The organism is Bartonella sp. AP57NXGY (assembly GCF_042195805.1).
Classification (GTDB): Bacteria; Pseudomonadota; Alphaproteobacteria; order Rhizobiales; family Rhizobiaceae; genus Bartonella.
Map to the genome: position 1 here is coordinate 1 of NZ_JBHIOZ010000327.1, position 1,149 is coordinate 1,149.

The 1,149-nt window shown below is 42.9% G+C and carries 1 protein-coding gene; it reads left to right on the forward strand.

All coding sequences use genetic code 11. The features are described 5' to 3' along the window. A partial coding sequence (locus ACFIL8_RS10665) for a hemagglutinin repeat-containing protein (RefSeq protein ID WP_375689749.1) occupies window positions 1–1,149 on the forward strand: 1,149 nt, incomplete at both ends.

Here is a 1,149-nt window from a genome sequence, read left to right on the forward strand (position 1 = left end):
CAAGGCAACTTGACGATCGGTTCAGCAGAAACCCATTACCATGATGAACAGGGTGATGCCACCATGCATCATAAATCGGAAGTCAGTTCTGGGGGTTCAACAGTCTTTTCATCAGGAAAAAATCTCAATATTTTAGGCTCAGATGTTCAAGCAACGGATAAACTTCTCTTGCAAGCTGAGAGGAATATTTCGATTGATGCCACACGCAACAGTATGGACAATCAGAATGGGAGTGAAACCTCCCATGTTGCCTTGCACAATGGCTCTCATCTAAGTTCTGGAAAGAATATGGATATCATATCGGGGCACGATATCCATGTCTCTGCTTCCGATATAGATGCCAAGGGCAAGGTGGGGCTGAAAGCCAGTAACGATATTTTAATCAACAATGCAGAAGATAGCTTAAATTATGAGATGTCTGATCACAAAGAGGATGGAATATTTAGTGAGAGAGTCCATAATAATGTTGAGGCTACCCAAGTCGTGAGCTCAAGTATAACAGGCGGTGAAGGGATAGCCTTTGAATCTGGCAACGATACAAAAATCATTGGGTCGATGCTTCTTGCTGGAAAAAAAGAGGAAACACCAGATCAAGCAAAAGCGGATATTTCTATTCATTCTGGTGGGAATATTCTTATAAAAGGCGCTCAAGAACACTACGACCAGCAATACCAATCGTCTTCAAGTAGCTTTTTGCATGAGGAATCGTCCGATAGTTCTCAATCGCATACCACAACGGTCTCCTCTATCCTTGGGGCGACGGGCAACATCGTGTTAGACGCACAAGGAGAAGCCAAGATTTCTGCTTCTCATCTGCTTTCCGGTCAAAATATCAATGTGAGTGGAGAAAGTGTGACGATTGATGGTATGACAGATCACCATAGCAGCTACTCAGAAGAACATGCATCTGGTTTGGGCGCGGGTTCAGGCAAGGACTTTTTATCGATATATGGGAGTGAGACAAAGACAGAAAATGAAGAAAGTTTTGAACATCAAGGCTCTTCTCTCAATGCGAATGGCACTATCAACATCACTGCTAAGAAAAAAGATGTGACAATTGTTGGCTCTGATCTTGCAGGTGAGAATATTAACCTTTCGGCAGCTCGTGATGTCAATGTGCTTGTGGGTCATAATAGCCATAAGTCAAAT